The sequence below is a fragment of the Acetobacter sp. AC2005 genome (genome assembly GCF_037901235.1).
Lineage (GTDB): Bacteria > Pseudomonadota > Alphaproteobacteria > Acetobacterales > Acetobacteraceae > Acetobacter > Acetobacter oryzoeni.
In genome coordinates this window covers 17165-32217 of sequence record NZ_CP149628.1, presented here as the reverse complement: position 1 = coordinate 32217, position 15053 = coordinate 17165, and the positions used below count along the sequence as shown (strand labels likewise).

Annotated in this window: 13 protein-coding genes and 5 pseudogenes; 14 read left to right on the top strand and 4 right to left on the bottom strand. The window is 56.4% G+C overall.

Annotated elements, in window-relative coordinates; all coding sequences use genetic code 11:
* Nucleotides 1-75: 75 nt before the first annotated feature.
* From QQM41_RS15130 to QQM41_RS15100, 7 genes are all read left to right on the top strand, one after another.
* On the top strand, nt 76-249 hold the full coding sequence (locus tag QQM41_RS15130) for a DUF4160 domain-containing protein (RefSeq protein WP_006560441.1): 174 nt from the start codon (nt 76-78) through the stop codon (nt 247-249).
* The gene (locus QQM41_RS15125; RefSeq protein WP_006560442.1) at nt 239-646 is read left to right on the top strand and encodes a DUF2442 domain-containing protein; all 408 of its coding nucleotides are present in this window, start codon (nt 239-241) and stop codon (nt 644-646) included. The genes QQM41_RS15130 and QQM41_RS15125 overlap by 11 nt, the downstream gene beginning before the upstream one ends.
* Nucleotides 647-748: 102 nt before the next feature.
* Nucleotides 749-976 (top strand): AbrB/MazE/SpoVT family DNA-binding domain-containing protein, encoded by a 228-nt coding sequence (locus QQM41_RS15120; RefSeq protein ID WP_019088712.1) that lies wholly within the window; start codon nt 749-751, stop codon nt 974-976.
* Nucleotides 973-1368 carry a type II toxin-antitoxin system death-on-curing family toxin gene (locus QQM41_RS15115; RefSeq protein ID WP_010665988.1) on the top strand — a complete coding sequence of 132 codons (396 nt, stop codon included), beginning with the start codon at nt 973-975 and terminating at the stop codon, nt 1366-1368. The genes QQM41_RS15120 and QQM41_RS15115 overlap by 4 nt, the downstream gene beginning before the upstream one ends.
* 126 nt (nt 1369-1494) lie before the next feature.
* Nucleotides 1495-1740 (top strand): type II toxin-antitoxin system Phd/YefM family antitoxin, encoded by a 246-nt coding sequence (locus tag QQM41_RS15110; RefSeq protein WP_006560453.1) that lies wholly within the window; start codon nt 1495-1497, stop codon nt 1738-1740.
* Complete coding sequence (locus QQM41_RS15105) at nt 1737-2123, top strand: type II toxin-antitoxin system VapC family toxin (RefSeq protein WP_006560454.1); 387 nt, start codon at nt 1737-1739, stop codon at nt 2121-2123. The genes QQM41_RS15110 and QQM41_RS15105 overlap by 4 nt, the downstream gene beginning before the upstream one ends.
* 15 nt (nt 2124-2138) lie before the next feature.
* Nucleotides 2139-2474 (top strand): CopG family antitoxin, encoded by a 336-nt coding sequence (locus QQM41_RS15100; protein ID WP_339078286.1) that lies wholly within the window; start codon nt 2139-2141, stop codon nt 2472-2474.
* Here the strand turns inward: QQM41_RS15100 and QQM41_RS15095 are convergent.
* Nucleotides 2393-2650 (bottom strand): annotated as a pseudogene (locus QQM41_RS15095) (Tn3 family transposase); the annotation flags it as partial. The gene QQM41_RS15100 and the pseudogene QQM41_RS15095 sit on opposite strands and share 82 nt — an antisense overlap.
* Nucleotides 2651-2917: 267 nt before the next feature.
* Here QQM41_RS15095 and QQM41_RS15090 point away from each other — a divergent pair.
* Nucleotides 2918-3565 (top strand): annotated as a pseudogene (locus tag QQM41_RS15090) (transposase).
* A 216-nt stretch (nt 3566-3781) separates the two neighbouring features.
* On the opposite strand, the gene QQM41_RS15085 reads toward QQM41_RS15090, so the two are convergent.
* Nucleotides 3782-4804, bottom strand: coding sequence for an IS110 family transposase (locus QQM41_RS15085; RefSeq protein ID WP_339076906.1), 1023 nt, complete (start codon nt 4802-4804; stop codon nt 3782-3784).
* A gap of 87 nt (nt 4805-4891) precedes the next feature.
* Here QQM41_RS15085 and QQM41_RS15080 point away from each other — a divergent pair.
* The 5 genes and pseudogenes from QQM41_RS15080 to QQM41_RS15060 all read left to right on the top strand — a co-directional run.
* Nucleotides 4892-5683: pseudogene (locus tag QQM41_RS15080) on the top strand (IS1380-like element IS1380A family transposase); the annotation flags it as partial.
* Nucleotides 5684-6628: 945 nt separating this feature from the next.
* Nucleotides 6629-6805 carry a hypothetical protein gene (locus QQM41_RS15075; RefSeq protein WP_157885570.1) on the top strand — a complete coding sequence of 59 codons (177 nt, stop codon included), beginning with the start codon at nt 6629-6631 and terminating at the stop codon, nt 6803-6805.
* Nucleotides 6806-7390: 585 nt separating this feature from the next.
* Nucleotides 7391-8485: a Fic family protein gene (locus QQM41_RS15070; RefSeq protein ID WP_339078295.1), complete on the top strand. Its 1095-nt coding sequence runs from the start codon at nt 7391-7393 to the stop codon at nt 8483-8485.
* 39 nt (nt 8486-8524) lie between these two features.
* Nucleotides 8525-10000, top strand: a pseudogene (locus QQM41_RS15065) (DNA methyltransferase); the annotation flags it as partial.
* 37 nt (nt 10001-10037) lie between these two features.
* Nucleotides 10038-10690: pseudogene (locus tag QQM41_RS15060) on the top strand (IS5 family transposase); the annotation flags it as partial.
* A 26-nt stretch (nt 10691-10716) separates the two neighbouring features.
* Here the strand turns inward: QQM41_RS15060 and QQM41_RS15055 are convergent.
* Complete coding sequence (locus QQM41_RS15055; protein WP_010512305.1) at nt 10717-11331, bottom strand: recombinase family protein; 615 nt, start codon at nt 11329-11331, stop codon at nt 10717-10719.
* A 125-nt stretch (nt 11332-11456) separates the two neighbouring features.
* On the opposite strand from QQM41_RS15055, the gene QQM41_RS15050 reads away from it, so the two are divergent.
* Nucleotides 11457-14348 carry a Tn3 family transposase gene (locus QQM41_RS15050; RefSeq protein ID WP_061507276.1) on the top strand — a complete coding sequence of 964 codons (2892 nt, stop codon included), beginning with the start codon at nt 11457-11459 and terminating at the stop codon, nt 14346-14348.
* On the opposite strand, the gene QQM41_RS15765 is transcribed toward QQM41_RS15050, so the two are convergent.
* Nucleotides 14332-14748, bottom strand: a complete 417-nt coding sequence (locus QQM41_RS15765) for a replication initiation protein (protein WP_408874592.1) — start codon at nt 14746-14748, stop codon at nt 14332-14334. The two genes, QQM41_RS15050 and QQM41_RS15765, sit on opposite strands and share 17 nt — an antisense overlap.
* Nucleotides 14749-15053: the final 305 nt, after the last annotated feature.

Below are 15053 nucleotides of genomic sequence, written 5' to 3'. Positions count from 1 at the left end.
TATTGTGCATTATGCCGACGCTTCTACGCATCAATGAATTTCGTGTCGTGATTTACACGGCAGATCATGTGCCCAATGCACGTTCACGTTATAAACGCGGATGGAGAAGCGGTGATCGAAATTGGCAGGAAAGCCCGCCTGATATGGGCAGGTGGCATGAAAGATAAGGTCATACAGGAAGCCCTTGTCATCGTGCAGGACCACGCTGAGATGCTGACTGAAGCATGGGAGACGATACATGGCGAATGACATGAACTATCAAACCGCTCGTGAAGCAGACACGCTTCATCGAGCAACAGTTCCTCATGCGGTCTCCGCCCGGTTGATCCGTGCGCGCCGCGCCCTTCATGTCACCCTCTCCAACGGTGTTGAAATGAGCGTGCCGGTGGATCTGCTACAGGATCTGCACGGCGCTTCACTGAATGATCTGGCCGAGATCGAGATCACCCCGCTGGGGAATGGCCTTCACTGGCCACGTCTTGATGCTGATGTCCTGGTCGAAGGTATGATCCACGGTATCTACGGTTCCCGAAGCTGGATGGCAGCACAGATGGGACGTGTGGGCGGATCATCCGCCAGCCAGGCAAAGGTGGCGGCTGCACGCCGGAATGGTGCGAAAGGCGGTCGCCCCAGAAACGTCGCGTAAGGAAGACTGCTGATCACTGTGAGCTAGACAGGCCGGTGAGCATGGTGGTTGCTGAAACCGCAAAAAGTTATTACATTAGTAATAACATTAGGGGGAATCACTATGGTCGAGCTGAAAGTGCGAAAATTCGGGAACTCACTCGGGGTGGTGCTGCCCAAGGAAGTGATTTCACGGTTGAACACCCAGGACGGCGCGCCCCTGTATCTGACCGAAGCACCTGACGGCGGATATCGGCTCGTACCCTATGATCCTGACTTCGAAACCAAAATGACAAAGGCTGAGGATATTATGCGGCGCTACCGTGATACGCTGCATGTTCTGGCTCAATGACAGCCTTCGTCTGGATAGACGAACGGGATACCCTGATCCTGCATGATCGGCTGTTGGGGGTGCATGGTGGCGCTTCCGGCGTACGGGATGCAGGTCTTCTGAAATCCGCGCTTGCCCGGCCACAGCAGCATGCGGCTTATGCGGATCCGCTGGATCCAGTGCATCTGGCGGCCGTCTATACGGCGGGTATCGTCAAAAACCATCCTTTCATCGACGGGAACAAGCGTACGGGCTTTGTGCTCGGTGTGCTGTTTCTGGAACTGAACGGCTATCGTTTCACGGCAGCCCAGGAAGATGCAGCAAATGCGGTTCTCGCGCTGGCGGCAGGTCAGATGGACGAACTGGGCTATGCGGCATTCCTGACCGCCAATGTCGCATCCGAAAGGGTATGACGGTAAACGAGGAACGCGATGAGTGTGCTTTTTTCGTTTCCTGAGGTGGTTCTGGCGACATTTGTCTTGATGGACCAGACTAATATGACTAAGTCTTTTTTTGAGTAAACTCAGGAGGCTTTCGCCATGCGCACGGTCAACATCCACGAAGCCAAGACCCATCTGTCCCGGCTGATTGACGCGGCCATGAAAGGGGAAAGCTTCATCATTGCCAAAGCCGGCCGGCCGATGGTGCGGGTCAGCCCGATTACGGCTCCTGAAGAGTTACAGCAACGGCGTCTGGGGTTTCTTGCTGGAAAAATCCGGGTGCCCGAAGATTTTGATCGCATGGGACAGGACGATATTGTGTCTCTGTTCGACGGTCCGGCATGAGGCTTCTTCTGGATACCCATCTGCTGCTCTGGGCAGCCGGAGAGCCTGACAGGCTGTCAGCACGGGCGAGAACCCTGATGGAAGATCCGGGCAATGATCTGGTCTTCAGTGCGGCCAGTCTCTGGGAGATCACCATTAAGACCGGGCTGGGACGGGCAGACTTCCAGGTCGATCCTCATCTGCTGCGACGCGGTCTGATCGAAAACGGTTATGAGGAGTTACCGATCACCAGCCAGCACGCCTTGGCAGTCGGACAACTGCCAGATGTGCATCGGGATCCCTTTGATCGGATCCTTGTGGCACAGGCCACGGTGGAAGGATTGCTTCTGCTGACCCATGATCCGCTGGTAAAGGCTTATCCAGGCCCAATCGAAGCAGTCTGAAGGAGATCGACCAGTATGAGCTACAAAAATAGGTCCATGCCCTCGCTGCACAGTGACGAAGCGGCCGAGGATTTCGTCGCGACCGTCGATCTGACCCGGTATGACCTGTCCGGTTTCAAGCCCATGCGCTTTGAGATCGAACCCAAGGCGGCCGCCCTCAACATGCGCCTGCCGGCGTCCCTGCTGGAGACCGATGTCGGGGTCACGACACGAAAGTGTATTTTACGTACGCTTAGGGTGAACACCTACAGAACCGCCAGCATTGGGGTTCAAGCGACAAGCAGGGATGCAGGCACCCGAAGCGGTCGTAACGCGTCGACGTCGGGTTGTTCATCGACATTCCAGCGATAGTCCCCTGTCAGAGAGATATGCTCCCAACCGAGGGGTGCAATATGCCGCGCCAGGTCATAGGAAATGCCGAGCGTTACGATGGAAGACTGAAGATAGCGCGTATTCCATAGGATAACCGCTGCCACCAGCAGGTTCAGACCTGACGCCCGATAGGCCTGATTTTCAAAACGCCGATCCCCTGTTCGCATCTGGGGTTCAACGTGACACCCATGACTATTTCACATGCTGACATCCCCCATATAGACGAGGCACAACGCATTATAATTTGTGGCATGTATCTCTTACGAAACAGTGCCAATATCTACACCCCAGTGACGCATCCGGCGCTCGCCCCGCCACAGGATGTCGACGCGGAAATCTCACAGAAGGGTTGTACATCGGGTTAGATTATGAAAAAGTCTGTTTTGCACAAAAGAAATTTCCATAATCATCAAGAAAACCCGATGCAGACAGAGTGTAGCGCAGGCCGTATGAGTTTCCAGCCTCCTGTGGACGGCGTGTTGTGGCCCGTTTTGACGGGGGGTCGCATGAGTTCGGATGGGGGCGTCATTCTGGTGAAGCAGGCTGATGACATTCTGGGTCTCAGCCGCCGCTTTGCTGCCTGTTTTCGCGATAAGCGGCATCCCGGCTTTGTGGAATACCGGGTTGAAGACCTTGTCCGTCAGCGGATCATGGGCCTGGCACTGGGCTATGAAGATCTCAATGATCACGATGCCCTGCGGCATGACCTGATCTTTGGTCTGGCCTCGGGCCGTCTGTCAGGAGGCCGGGCAAACTGCGCAGCATTGGCTGGCAAATCTACACTGAACCGGTTGGAGCGCAGTGGGCAGCAGGCAGATCGTTACTGTCGGATCATTGCTGATCATGAGGCCCTGGCTACCCTGTTCGTCACGCTCTTCCTTGACCAGCATGAGCACGCACCCGCCCGGATCGTTCTGGATGTGGATGCCACCGATGACCGTATCCATGGCCATCAGGAAGGCCGCGCCTTTCATGGATATTACGGCCATAACTGCTATCTTCCCCTGTATGTCTTCTTCTGTGGTTGCCGTCCGTTATGCAAGAGTTTTCTGACCCATATTGACGTGTGATCGTGTGCGGTCTTCTGTAAGGCCTGTTGATGTGGCCTTTCAGAAGCCACTGGCCGGTATGGTGATCAGCGGATCAGATCCAAATCTGCGGGGCGTGCTTGAAAGTACGAAAAGACATACTGGTTTTTCCGATCCGGATCAAACGATCATGCGCCCATTCAGGTCATCGCCCTCTCACACCCCTACCGGTTCCATCCGCGGGAGCCGAGCCATCGCTCAGGCTGCCACGGACAGGGCCGGATCCCGATAATCCTCCTGTTTCGTTGCCATGGCCCAGATTGCCCTTGCCATCCTGTTGGCCAGGGCAATCGCTACCAGCATACGGGGCTTGCGGGCCAGCATCCGTGCCAGCCAGCTTCCCGGTGCTGGGCCCTTGCGACTGGCCCAGTTCACCTGGGTCATGGCACCCATGATGAGAAGCCTGCGGATATCAGCCTGTCCGGCTTTTGATATCCTCCCCAGCCTTTCCTTTCCGCCAGATGAGAACTGCCGGGGCACCAGTCCCAGCCACGCAGCAAAGTCGCGCCCGCGCCGGAAGGTCTGCAGGTCAGGCGCAAAAGCCTCAACCGCAAGAGCGGTCAGAGGACCCACTCCAGGCATGCTCTGCAATCTGCAGGCGGTTTCACTTCCCTGGGCAAGCATCCTGATCTTCTTTGTTCTGGCATCAATTCGCACACTCTGCTCCGAAATCTGTTGCAGCAGATCAAGGCATTCCTGCCTTACAAGCTCTGGCAGAACTGCCTCATCCAGCATGGCCTCAATGCGTTTGATATGCGCAATCCCCTGTGGCACGACGAGACCGAATTCATACAGAACGGCACGCAGGGCATTCACCAGTTCCGTGCGTTGGTGCACCAGACGCTCGCGGGAGCGAAAGAGAACGCTTCGGGCCTGCTGCGCTTGAGTGCGCGGTTCGACAAAGCGCATTTCCGGCTGACGGGCCGCAATGACGATCGCTTCCGCGTCGGCAGCATCGTTCTTCTGCCGCTTCACGAAAGGCTTCACATACTGCGGAGCGATCAGTCTGACCTCGTGACCAGATGCCGCCAGTTCGCGGGCCCAGTAATGCGCGCTCCCGCACGCTTCAAGAACGACCAGAGCAGGCGGCTGCGTTGCCATGAACTGCATAAACTGCTGACGACGCAGCTTTTTGCGAAACATCACCTCGCCCGCACGCGAAGCTCCATGAACCTGGAAAATGGTCTTTGCCAGATCAACGCCAATCACTGTATCCTTCATCTGCCGTCCTTTCACGCGGTTGTTTTTACTCAACGACCATTCTGGCACATTGCGATGCCGTGCGGGGAGGACGGCAACCACCCCATCTGCGGGGACCATCTCCTCAGCGCTACCCTGCGCACGGCAGACAGGGACCCGGGGAAGGAAGCACTGGCAGACATCCGCCGGATCGTGGAGCAGATCAGGAGCCGTTGGCCCCGGGTGCGTATCCTGGTGCGTGGGGACAGCGGTTTCGCCCGGGACAGTCTGATGACATGGTGCGAAGACAACCACGTTGACTTCCTGTTCGGGCTTGCAGGCAACACCCGCCTGTATGACCGGATTGCCTCTTTGTCCGCTGAGGTTCGTGACGAAGCCGCCACGACAGGCAGAGCTGCGCGCGGTTTCGCCTCCTTTGACTGGATCACAAAGGACAGCTGGACGCGCCGCAGGCGGGTCGTGGCCAAGGCCGAATGGCGCCACGGCAACCGCTATCATCGCTTTATTGTCACCACGCTACCGCAGGGAATGTCCGACCCTCGCCATCTCTACGAACAGATTTACTGCGCACGCGGGGATATGGAAAACCGCATCAAGGAATGCCAGATGGATCTGTTCTCAGACAGGACCTCGTCCCACACCATCCGGGCCAACCAGCTCCGGCTGTGGTTCTCGGCCGCAGCCTATGTCCTGCTGACCGCTCTGCAAAGACTGGCCCTTGGCCAGACCAGCCTGGAGACGGCGACCTGTGGCACCATACGCGCACGACTGCTCAAAATCGCGACACGTGTAACGCTCAGCGTCCGTCGGATTGTCCTGTTCATGCCGGACATGTTCCCCTGTCAGCACGAATTCGCCCTCGCTCATGCACGATTGCGAAGGCTCCGGCAGGCCATCTGAAGAAACAGACAGTGCACAGACCACATAGCTTCCACCAACACTGCCTTCTCAGGCCGTGACACCCTCACTGCGTTCAGAACCCGCCGCCAGAAGCAGAATATCGTCAATATTCCAGATCGGGCTCCTGTGGGATGACTGAATTCTACAAAATGACCCGAAATTGCCTCAAGTGTGAGAAATCCGCGTCGAACGCTACCGATTTCGGCATAAGCACGTCTTTCACAGTAGGGACTCTGCGAGAGCGTTCCATAGGTGTTCACCCCAAGCGTACGCAACACGCACTTTCGTGCGCCAGTCTGTCCACATCGGACAGGAAAAGGCTTTTCAACGTATGCCGAGGGATAGCGTTGTGATCGTGAGAGAGGGCTGGAACTCGATTTTTTACTAAGGTCACGGTCGATCTTTCAACCCTGCGGACCTATCTCCTCTTGAGGGGAAACCCAGAACTGGGTTATCTCTTACCCCTCGGAAGTAGCAGGCCCACCGGGTGTAGGTCACGGGGTGGGTTTGTTGGAAGGCTCGGTGTTGCTGCACCGGGCCTTCCCCGTTTCTGGGGCCATGATTGGCCGAAACTTCCCAGAAGGCAACCCCAGCCGCTCCCCAAAGGGAGCGGTTACTAACCGTCCCCCCTTTCTCCGTTTACCCTTACATGCAGCCAAAATCCGCAAAGGGAGCCAAGATTCTGGCTCCCTTTTCCGCCTGCCCGTCCCTGGCGGCGGAGCCGCCCGCACTGAGGGTGCAATGGTGTATGAAGACCCTGAAATATGTGTGGTCAAAGTGTGGACAGATCATAGGTCAGAATGAGGTCGGAAGTTAGGTCAATGCAGGGGCAAATCGATAGTCAGTGCTAGGTCTAGATGAGGTCGGTGTATGAAGGGCCGAAATTAGGTGGAGCGGAAACCCCACAGAAATGGAACACTTCTGGCGCAGATTGGAGGAAAATTGATGGAAGAGTGCGAACGCCGTCGACGGGCAGTCGAAGAAGCTAGGGCTTCCAATTTCCGGCAAGGCTATGTTCACGACGCCCTACTTGAGGACGCGAACGCCCGATTCATTCAAGGCCTGATCTCTCTTGAAGAGTTACGCGCTGATATGCGTGAGGCCATCGAAAATAGGCTCTAACCTCGTGTTGCCGTCTCATTGCCGTAGGGGTTCCGATGGGTTCGTCGTAGGGTTGCCGTAGCCTTGCCGTTGGGGTTGCCGCATGATTGCCGCCGGGTCTGCCGTAGGGTTTTTTAGGGCCTTCATACACCATTGCACCCTCAGTGCGGCGGCTTCGCTGTCAGGATCAGGCCGGTGGAGAAAGGGTGTGGTTATTAACCACATCCTTTTACAAAATTAGGCTTATATTGAGGATACACAAACAAAGGGAGTCAGGATTCTGGCTCCCTTTGGAAAGGGTGTCGGGATTACCGACATTATGCATCAAGGTAGCCGTGTGGCTTCTTTGTCAGATGAATAGACTGATGTGTTGCATGTCTGATGGAGACGTCTTTCTGTCTGGAAAATTGTTAAAAAGGAAACATTCCCGGGAGAGAGCGAAATCTTACGTTAAGCAGGAAAGGTCATGTTGCACTGACCTGATACAGGAGGTTGCTTTGGAATTTGGGAGTTAGCAGACCGTCATATGTCAAAGAAACCGGATTTCTTTGACGGATCATTCTGACGTGTTAGAAAAAACACATATTGCTACCACGTCAGGATGTCATGTTAACGCCAACCTACCTTATTCGACCTTTGCCGCCTCAGACGGACATAGAAACGGTTCCGGTTCTCAGGGCGCTGGTCGAGGCCAATAAGGCTCTGGCGGAACTGAAGGGGCGGGCGGCAACCATTCCCAATCAGGGGATCCTGATTGATACGCTGGCTTTGCAGGAAGCCAAGGCGTCTTCGGAAATCGAGAATATCGTCACCACCCAGGATGAACTTTTCCAGGCCGATCTGTTTCCAGAGGGGCCGGACTCAGTGGCGGCCAAGGAAGTCGCTCTGTATCGCGATGCCCTGCATCTTGGGTTTCAGCAGCTGAAAGAAACCGACGGGCTGATCCTGAACAAGGGGCTGATCGCGATTTTCCAGAGGCTCAAGAAGCGGAGTGATGGGTTTCGAAACACCCCGGGAACGGCCCTGAAGAACGAGCGCACGGGGGAAGTGGTCTTTGTGCCGCCTCAGGATGGGCGGGAGATTATCGGGCATATGTCGGATCTGGAGCGCTTCGTGAATGATGACGGGCTCTGTGACCTGGATCCGCTCATCAAGATGGCCCTGATCCACCATCAGTTTGAGAGCATCCATCCTTTCCCCGATGGGAATGGCCGTGTCGGGCGGATTCTGAATGTGTTGTATCTGACCCGGACCGGTCTTCTGGATATCCCGATCCTCTATTTGTCGCGCTACATCACACGCCATAAGGATGAATATTATCGTCTGTTGCAGAAGGTGCGGGATGAAGGCGCATGGGAAGCGTGGATCCTCTACATGCTGCGTGCCGTGGCCGAGACATCCAGGATCACTCTGGAGCTGATTGAGGGCATGTGGGCGCAGATGGCCACCATGAAGCAGCGGATGCGCACGGAACTGCCCAAGATTTACAGCCAGGAGCTGCTGAACAACCTGTTCCGGCACCCTTACACGAAAATCGAGTATGTCCAGTCGGACCTGAGTATCGCGCGTCAGACGGCAGGGAAATATCTCGATCAGCTCTCAGAGAAAGGTCTGCTGTCCAAGCACCGCTCAGGGCGGAGCAATTATTATATCAACGCACCTCTGGTCCGCCTCTTCCTGGAGGTGTCAGGTGGCGCATGAGGTGTATGATCTGTTTTTCGAACGTATGGAATTTTATGCATGAATCCTGTTGAGATTGAAGAAGCTGTCTCCCGGATTGCCGAAGCCCCTTTTAATCCCGGGGAATTTCCTTTCGAGTTCCTGCAAGCGTTCGGAAACCGCGATGTCACGATCAAGCGGCTTCGCAAGGATAACCGCTCGGACGTTTCTGGAGCAGTGCTTCAGCGTAACAACATTCATTTAGCAGTCTGCCCAGAAGGCCAGGTTGCCCAGACCCTGAACCTGCTTCGGGAAAGCCCCAAGACCCAGTCGGCCAAGGCACGGTTTCTGTTGGCCACGGATGGGGTGACGTTTGAGGCGGAAGACCGCACGGAAGATGAGCACATTACAGATGTGTTCACGCATCTGGCCGATCGGTTCGGGTTTTTCCTGCCCCTGGCGGGCATTACGACCGTTCAGAAGATCAAGAACAACCCGATCGACGTTAAGGCTACGTCACGTCTGAACCGTCTTTATGTTGAGCTTCTGAAGGAAAACCCCGACTGGGCAACGGAAGAACGCCGCCACGACATGAACCATTTCATGGCGCGTCTCATCTTCTGCTTTTTTGCCGAGGATACCGGGATCTTCCTGAACAATCTGTTCACCAGAACCATTCAGACCATGACGGAGGGGGCCACGGATCAGACGCATGAGGTCATGGCTGAGTTGTTCAGGACGATGGATCTGGATACGCGCAATGACGACCGCGAAAAGGGCGGGGTTAAATCCTGGGCCAGGGATTTCCCGTATGTAAACGGGAACCTGTTTTCCGGGACAACGGACTGCCCGAAATTTAACAAACTGGCCCGCACCTATCTTCTGCGTGCCGGGGAGCTGAACTGGGCGCAGATTAACCCGGATATCTTCGGGTCCATGATCCAGGCCGTGGCCGATGAAGGAGAGCGCGGTGCGCTGGGGATGCACTACACCAGCGTGCCCAACATCCGCAAAGTGCTTAATCCGCTGTTTCTGGATAGCCTGCGTGAGGAGCTGGAAAAGGCAGGCCAGAATACTCAAAAGCTGCATGCCCTGAAGGTGCGTCTGTCCAGCATTCGGGTGTTTGACCCAGCCTGTGGATCGGGCAATTTCCTGGTGATTGCCTATAAGGACATGCGGGATATTCAGAGCGAGATTGATGACCGGCTGAAGATCGAGCGGGCGGAACGGAAATCCGTCATCCCGCTGGCCAATTTCTATGGGATTGAGATCCGTGATTTTGCGGTGGAAATCGCGCGCCTGTCTCTTCTGATCGCTGAGTTCCAGAGTGATGAAATCCATATCGACCAGAAACAGGCCCGCCTGAATGTGCTGCCCCTGAAGGATACAGGACACATCGTATGCGGAAATGCATTGGAGAAAGACTGGTTTAAAATATGCCCAATTCAAAAAGATTCTGAGACATATATCTGTGGCAATCCTCCATATGTTGGAGATAAGAAGCAAACAAAATATCAAAAAGAGGATATTGAAAGAAATTTTCAGAATTTAACTAGGGCCTGTTAGATCTTGAATTTCTTCCCATATTGTAGGGATGGAAGAAGGAGACAGAACAGGCACCTTTACGGACGAGACATGGGCGATCTGGGAACCTCTGATTGAGGAGGTTCGCCCGAGGGGCAAGACGCCGCCACATGATCTGCGGCGGACGATAGCAGCGATTTTCTGGCGTCATGAGAATGGCGCGAAATGGCGGAGTATCCCCGCTGAACTGGGTCCGTGGTGGCGGGCTGCGCAGCTTTTCATCCGCTGGGCGAAGCTCGGCGTATGGGAGCGGCTGCTCGCACTGGTTCAGGAACAACAGGGAGTGGCATTCGGAATGACTTTTCTGGATGGCACGAACATCAGGGCTCACCACAAAGCGGCGGGAGCCCAAAAAAAGGGGCCTCTTTCGAAGAGCGAGACCATCGTGAAGCACTTGGCCGCTCTCGCGGCGGCTATGGCACAAAAGTCTGCGTGATCGCTGATGGACATGGAAAAGCCTTCGGTTTTGCGCTGGCCCCTGGACAGGCTCATGAACTGCCTCTGGCACCAGCCATGCTCGACAGCCTTCCCGCCACTCCCCTGTGGGTAGTAGCGGACAAGGGTTACGCGTCGAATGCCTTTCGTGAACGGATATGGGACATGGGAGCACGGCCAGCCATTCCCGCGAAACGACGCGATGGCCCGGTCGCCTGCCCCAAATGGGGTCGTTTGCGGGAGGGGGCGAAATCCTACGCTAAGCTGAGAACGCGCTTCCCATAATCCCTGAGCTCGCCCTTCGGTCCGACATATCTGTATAGAGTGACGCGCTCGATCCCGAGTTCCTTGCACAGATCGGAAACAGACGTGTCGCGCTGCGCCATGGCGGCCTGGGCGAGACGCACCTGTGCTTTGGTCAGGGCGAATTTTCGCCCTCCCTTTCGTCCGCGCGCTCTGGCTGCGGCAAGGCCAGCCATGGTGCGCTCGCGGATCAGATCCCGCTCGAACTCGGCCAGAGTGGCAAAGATACCGAACACCATGCGGCCGGATGCGGTTGTGGTGTCGATCTGAGCGCCTTTTCCGGTCAGCACACGCAGGCCGATCCTGCGGTCTGACAGATCCTTCACGGTGTTGACCAGGTGGGCGAGCGAGCGCCCGAGGCGATCGAGTTTCCAGACCACCAGCACATCGCCGTCGCGCAAGGATTTGAGGCATGCAGCTAAGCCGGGCCGATCATCGCGGCTACCGGATGCACGATCATCATAAATATTACCTGGCTCGATACCGGCGGCACGCAGGGCGTCGTGCTGGAGGTCGAGGGATTGGGAACCATCGGCTTTGGAGACGCGGGCATATCCGATCAGCATGTTTCTTAAACGTTGGTTTGAAGCGGTGACGAACATGAGCACATAAGCTTGCACTATTGTGTATCTTAACCAGCATCGCAATCAAACTATCTCAAACCTTACCTTGGAAAGAATAAGGAGCATGTATGCCGCGTCGCGTGACCCTGACCGATCGACAGCGCGAGGCGCTGTTTCACTTACCGGTCGATCAAGGTGATCTGCTGCGGCACTATACCCTTAGCGATGAGGATCTCGGGCATATCCGCCAGCGCCGGCGCGCCCACAACCGTTTCGGCTTCGCGCTGCAACTGTGCGTCCTGCGCTACCCGGGCCGGGTACTCACCCCTGGCGAGCTGATCCCGGCACAGGTATCGGATTTCATCGCGGCCCAGCTCGGGCTGAGCCGTGACGATCTACTCCTCTATGCCGCGCGCGAGGAGACCCGGCATGAGCATCTGGCGGACCTACGCCGGATCTACGGCTATCGCTCCTTTTCGGGGCGGGGCGCACGGGATTTGCGCGATTGGATCGCTCGGGAAGCCGAGGCGGCGACATCGAATGAGGATCTTGCCCGTCGCTTCGTTGCAGAGTGTCGCCGCACCCGCACAATCCTTCCCGGTTTCTCAACGATTGAGCGCCTTTGTGCCGATGCACTGGTCAAGGCCGAACGCAGGATCGAAGATCGTATCGCCCATCGCATAACACCAGCCCTGAGCGAGAATTTGGCTCATCTGTTAGAGAATACGGTGGATGGTCGCATCACCCGCTTCGTATGGCTGCGACAGTTCGAAGTTGGCGCAAATTCGGCGGCGGCCAATCGGCTGATGGATCGACTGGAATATCTCCACAAGTTCGATCTTCCGGCAGATTTGCTGGACGGCGTTCCCGCGCATCGTGTGACCCGCCTTCGCCGGCAGGGCGAGCGCTATTACGCCGACGGCATGCGCGATCTGCCCGAAGGCAGGCGGCTTGCAATCCTCGCTGTCTGCACCATGGAATGGCGGTCATCTCTGGCTGATGTCATCGTGGAGACCCACGATCGCATCGTAGGCCGTCTCTATCGGGTCTCCGAACGCCTTTGCAGCACCAAGATCGCCGACGAAAAGGCGGCCGTTCGGGACACGCTGAAGTCTTTTGCTGAAATCGGTGGTGCTTTGCTTGGAGCGCAGGACGATGGCGCATCCCTGGACGGGATAATCACCACCGGTCCAGGCTGGGAACGGTTCAGAACCCTTGTCGCCACGGCCTCTGCGTTGACCAATGTGCTCGCTGCCGACCCGCTCAGCCGTGTGCTGGACGGCTATCATCGCTTCCGCCTCTATGCGCCCAGGATGCTGCGCCTGCTCGACATGCAGGCGGCGCCGATTGCCAAGCCTCTTCTGACGGCTATCGCGCTGCTACAGAGCGGGATCAAATCCGATCCTCCTATGGATTTTCTACGTCCCAACTCCAAATGGCATCGCCATCTTCGCGCTGCGCCCGCCGGCGACTACCGACTTTGGGAAATCGCGGTGCTGTTCCATATCCGCGACGCTTTCCGGTCCGGCGACATATGGCTGGCAAAATCGCGCCGCTATGGCGACCTCAAGCAGATCCTGGTCCCGCCACAGGCGATAGAGCAGACCGCGCGGTTCGCTGTGCCGCTGCAACCCGGCGAATGGCTTGCCGAGCGCAGGGCTCGACTGGATACACAACTGAAGGCGCTTGGCCGCGCGGCGCGAACCGGTACGATCCCAGGCGGCATCATCGAGAACGGCAAGCTGCACATCGACAAGCTGAAGGCTGACACACCCGAAGGCACTGAGGATCTCGTACTCGATCTCTATCAACAGCTCCCGTCCACGAGGATCACCGATTTGTTGCTGGAAGTCGATGAGCGAACCGGATTCTCCGAGGCTTTCACGCATCTGCGCACTGGCGTGCCTTGCCGCGACCAGATCGGCCTGATGAACGTGTTGTTGGCGGAAGGCGTCAATCTTGGTCTACGCAAGATGGCAGCGGCGACCAATACGCACAGCTTCTGGGAATTGCTGCGGATCGCACGCTGGCATGTCGAAGGCAGCGCCTATGATCGGGCGCTCGCCATGATCGTGGAAGCCCATGCCGCTCTGCCTATGTCCGCCTTCTGGGGACAAGGGAAATCCGCATCCAGCGACGGGCAGTTCTTCCTTGCTACCGAGCAGGGCGAAGCGATGAATCTGATCAACGCGAAATATGGCAACGTCCCAGGCCTCAAGGGATACAGCCATGTGTCCGATCAATATGCACCCTTCGCTACCCAGGTCATCCCGGCAACGGTCAGCGAGGCACCTTATATACTCGATGGGCTGCTCATGAATGACGCAGGCCGCCGCGTCCGCCAGCATTTTGCCGACACGGGTGGCTTTACCGATCATGTGTTCGCCGCCAGCTCCTTGCTCGGCTACAGGTTCGCACCGCGTATCCGAGATCTCTCTCAGAAAAGACTCTATGCCTTCACGCCCAACGCGACGCCCGCCAATGTGCGAGCGCTGGTTGGCGGCAAAATCAATGAACCGCTCATCGAGCGCAACTGGCCCGACATCCTGCGCGTCACGGCAACGATCGCAGCGGGCATCGTCGCCCCCAGCCAGATTCTTCGCAAGCTCGCTTCCTACCCGCGCCAGAATGAGCTGGCCCTCGCATTGCGGGAGATCGGTCGCATCGAGCGCACCCTGTTCATGATCGACTGGATTCTCGACGCCGGTCTCCAGCGCCAGGCTCAGATCGGTCTCAACAAGGGCGAGGCCCATCATGCCCTCAAGCGCGCCATCAGCTTCCATCGTCGAGGTGAGATACGCGACCGCTCAGGCGAAGGGCAGCACTATCGTATTGCCGGCATGAACCTGCTCGCCGCCATCATCATCTTCTGGAACACCATGAAACTCGGGGAGGTCGTGGACAGACGCGCCGTGGACGGCATCATCATCCCGCCTGATCTCCTCGCCCATGTCTCACCGCTGGGATGGGAACACATCAACCTCACCGGCGAATATCGCTGGCCTAAATCCTTAGCGTAGGATTTCGCCCCCTCCCGCAAACGACCCCAATTAGAGACGGAAGCAGATCTGGCCACCATACGAGTTCAACCCATCCTTCCCCAGCATGGTATCGGCATCGGCCGACCCATCTCATTTCTGTGCGAATGGCATGAGTTGATCTGGAGCTTTGCAGAGCAGGGGGTTCGTAGAAAGTGATCTTCCGATTGAAGAGTGTCTTGGTGGCCTCTTGGAGTGCTTCGTAAGCAGCATTCATTTTGCAGGAAGCTATCTCGGCATATTCTGAGGCAGTGATTTTAGTGCGTGGTAGTTCCCCTGCTTTCAAAGCGGTTCGACTGTCGAGCTTTGATACGGCACACATCACTATTCGCTTCTCGGCCAGAGTGAGGCCGTGACCTGCTCGAATCAGAGCATTGCTCATCGTCACCCATCGCTCCCCGGAAGGTCTGTTAGGGTTATCAGGGCGATAGTTCGTCAAGGCTGGTTCGGTCTTTGGAGGCATGAATAACTCTCCCACTCTCCGGGTTGATCGCCCGTGCTCGAATGGAGAGAGAATAGAGCAATTCTCCCCAAAAATATCAAAGGGAGAATTGTGGATTAAACCCGGAAAAAGGGAGATCAACCCGGAAAAAGGGAGATTAAACCCGGAAAAAGGGAGATAAGGCATATATAACTATATGATTTGAAAGGATAAATTACCTATAAACAAGTAAAAACAAGAAAAAA